The 3,595-nt window shown below is 71.5% G+C and carries 3 protein-coding genes; 2 read left to right on the forward strand and 1 reads right to left on the reverse strand.

Annotated features, from left to right (window positions below; all coding sequences use genetic code 11):
• On the reverse strand, nucleotides 1-1,513 hold a 1,513-nt coding region (locus HOP12_05830; GenBank protein NOT33676.1), incomplete at its 3' end, for a tetratricopeptide repeat protein.
• 174 nt (nucleotides 1,514-1,687) lie between these two features.
• Here HOP12_05830 and HOP12_05835 point away from each other — a divergent pair.
• A complete protein-coding gene (locus HOP12_05835; protein ID NOT33677.1) occupies nucleotides 1,688-2,674 on the forward strand; it encodes a hypothetical protein in 987 nt (328 codons plus the stop codon).
• A 23-nt stretch (nucleotides 2,675-2,697) separates the two neighbouring features.
• Nucleotides 2,698-3,595, forward strand: an 898-nt coding sequence (locus HOP12_05840) for a serine/threonine protein kinase (GenBank protein NOT33678.1), incomplete at its 3' end; no start/stop codon positions are given.

The raw sequence follows: 3,595 nt of genomic DNA on the forward strand, positions 1-3,595 counted from the left end.
CTCGAGACCCACGAGCGCGGGCGCGCGCGGCGAGGAACGCGGTGCGCGTCTCGTCACCACCACCACGCTGCAGGCGCAGCGAGTCCATGGCGGTGAGCACGCGGCCCATGTCCGCGATCGCCGCCGTGCGGCGGCCGTGCCGCGCGTTCCATTCGGCGCGCAGCGCATAGGCATCGAGCCGCGCGTCGGGGTAGGCGCGCGTCGAATCGAGGATCGCGATCGCGCGCCCCAGCGGCACTTCGAAGTCGCGATCGGCCTCGGCGCGGGTCCGCGCCAGCTCGACCAGCACCAGCGCCACGTCCGGATGCGCGCGTCCGAGCGCTCGCTCGCGCAGCGCGAGCGCGATGCGCAACAGCGAATCGGCCTCCGGCACCCGGCCCGCCGCACGCCGCAGGCCCGCCAGATCGCTGAGATTCTGCGCCACCAGCGGATGCTCGCGGCCCAGGGTGGCCACCACGATGCGGCCGCTTTCCAGGTATAGCGACTCGGCGCGCGCGAAGGCACCGAGCGCCTGTTCGCACACCGCCGACTGATTGAGGAACGGCACCAGTCCCGGGTGTTCGGCGCCGAGTGTCGCGCGCGCTTCGTCGAGACCGCGGGCGTAGAACGGTGCGGCGGCCGAGGCGCGGCCCTGGAGTCGCAGGACTTCGGCAAGGTTGAGCCGCGCAGTTGCGAGCGCCTCGCGATCGTCACCGGCGGCCTCGAGGATCGCGAGCACATCCTCGAGCAGGGGCTCGGCCTCATCGAAGCGCGCCACGTCTTTGAACAGGCCGGCGAGATTGTTCGCAAGTGCGAGCCGGATGGGGTCACCCGCCGGCAGGCGCGCGCGCGCGATCGCGAGCCCGCGCTGGAACTGCGCTTCGGCCTCGTCGAGGCGATCGCGTACCCTCGCCAGCTCGCCCAGGTTGTTGCGCGCATCCGCGGCTCGCGCTTCGAATCCGGCTCCGAGCGTGTCGTAGATCGCAGCCGAGCGCTCGAGTGGTCGCGCGGCGGACTCGTATGCGCCGAGCTGGAACTGCAGCAGTCCGAGCTGGCGCAGGATCGAAGCGGTTTCAGCACGTCGCTCGCCGAGCTGCTGTTCGCGAATCGCGAGTGCACGCTTGGCGAGCGGGACCGCCTCGGCCCAGCGACCGAGGTAGTCGAGCAGGGTCGCGAGTGTGGCGAGGCTGTTTGCGACCGCGAGGTCGTCGGGACCGAGTGCGCGTTCGCGGCGCGCGAGCCCGGCCCGAAACAATCGCTCGGCTGCGGTCATGGCATCCGGAGTTCCGGCCATGAAGATGCGGCGGCCGAGGCTGTCGAACAGAGTCGCCGCGGCCACGCCCGAAAGCCCGCCTCGGACTTCGCGGGCGCGCACCAGCGAGTCGGCCAGTCGCGCCGCCGCGTCCCAGTGTTCGGCGGCCAGTGCCGCCTCGAAGCCGCGTTGCAGTCCGGTCGCGGCCGACACGGGAATCGATGCGGTCACGGCTGCAAGTGCGAGTGCGACCATGGCGACGAGCGTGCGCGGGGTGGACATGGGCGCGAAGCATGAGGATTTCGGGCGCGTCATGCCAGCCCGAAGCGAGATCGCCGGAGTGCCATCGGGCAACGTGGGCCGCCTTCCCGCCGTCATGGACGCGCCGGGGCGCACACACTAGAGTCCGGGTCGCAATCTGCGCCCGAGTTCGACCCTCCACCGCTCGAGGATCCCTTGCGAAAGTTCGACCGCTGGCTGCTCGCAGGCGCTCTGCTGCTCGCCTCGATCGTCGCACCCGCAGCCCGCGCGGCCACCGATCCGGTCGCGGTGGTGGCGGCCGTCAAGGGGCGCGTGGAGATCTCGACCGGCCACTCGCGCGCCGCCGTTCGTGCGGTGTTCGGCCGTGCACTCGAGCGCGGCGACAAGGTGACGGTCGGAACGGGTGGTTCCGCGACCCTGTTTTTCAATGACGGCAATGTGATCGAGCTGTCGGAGCGCAGCGCGCTCACGATCGGCGGTCGAGTGGTGGCGGGTGCTCACAGTGCCGCGCTGCCGGGTGACGTGTTCGCGCAGGTGAGCCGCTTCGTCACCGCGGGTTCGCGCCAGACCGGCCTGGTCGCGATGGCCGACATGCGCTCGGACGCCGACGCGAGCCTGCCGTTGCTGCTGGCGCCGCGCCGCAGCGCGGTGCTCGACGATGCGCCGACGCTGCGCTGGCGCACCGTGATCGGAGCGAAGGGCTACCGCGTGCGCGTCACGACCGCGAGCGGCGCCGAGGTCTGGACGCGCGAGGTGGCGGCCACCGACGGGGCCGAGCAGGCGCTCGCCTACCCAGGCGACGCCCCACGACTCGTGGCCGCGACCGAGCACGGCTGGGAGGTCGAGGCGTTCGACGCCAAGGGCACGCTGCGCCGCGAGAGCACCACCCTGCGGGTACTCGGCTCCGAGGCGCGCGGCAGCGTGCGCACGAACCTCGCGCGCATCACCGAGAGTGCGGGCGGCGAGCGTTCGCCGGCGGCGCGGTTCCTGGCCGGCTCCTACCTGTCGGGGCTCGGCCTCTATGAAGAGGCGACGCTGCAGTTCCGGGCGCTCGCGGCGCTCGATCCCGCTTCGCCGGCACCTCACGAGGCGCTCGGCAATCTGTATCTGAGCGTTGGACTGACCGACCGGGCCGCGGCGGAGTTCCAGCACGCGCTGGCGCTCCAGCGAGACGCCCGCTAGCCGGGGCCCACCGCCCGCGCATCATGGAGCGCATCTCCCACTACGAGATCGTGCGTCGCCTCGGCCAGGGCGGCATGGGCGAAGTGTTCGAGGCCACCGACCTCGATCTCGGCCGCCGCGTCGCGCTCAAGTTCGTCGTCGACCGGCTCGCGCACCAGCCGAACGACCTGAAGCGATTCGAGCGCGAAGCACGAGTGGCCGGCTCGCTCCATCACCCGCACATCGCGACGCTGTTCTCGTTCGACCGCAGCACCGAGCGTCCCTTCATCGTGATGGAGCTGCTGGCCGGCCGCACGCTGCGAGAGGTCGTCATGCTGGGGCCGATGCCGGTCGCGGAAGCACTCGGGATCGCGCGCGATGTCGCCGGGGCGCTCGCCTATGCGCATCGCCAGCGCGTGGTCCATCGCGACATCAAGCCCGAGAACCTGATGTTCGACGCCGAGGGCACCATCAAGGTCACGGACTTCGGGCTCGCGAAGATCGCCGAGGTCTCGCGCATCACGACGACCGGCGCCACGCTCGGCACCGCCTCGTACATGTCGCCCGAGTCGGTGCGTGCCGCCCAGAACTTCGAGACCGAGGAAGTCTTCGGCGACGGTGCGCCGGCGGACGTCTTCGCGCTCGGTGTGACGCTCTACGAGATGCTCACGGGTTCGCTGCCGTTTCGCGGCTCGAACGCGCTCGCGACGCTGTACGCGATCGCGAACGACCCGCCGCGCCCACTGCGCGATCTGCGCCCGGAAATCGCCGGCGAGGTCGATGCGCTGGTGGATCGGCTGCTCCTCAAAGACCCGAGCCGTCGGCCCACCGCCGCGGAGGTGGCGATCGAACTCGCCACGCTCACGGGCGTTGCGCCTTCACCCGCGTGGTCGGTGGCGAGCGAGCGGGCGCGACTTCCGGACTCGCTCGCGACTTCGGGCG

The sequence above is a fragment of the Candidatus Eisenbacteria bacterium genome, assembly GCA_013140805.1.
In the GTDB taxonomy this organism is placed as follows: domain Bacteria; phylum Eisenbacteria; class RBG-16-71-46; order RBG-16-71-46; family RBG-16-71-46; genus JABFRW01.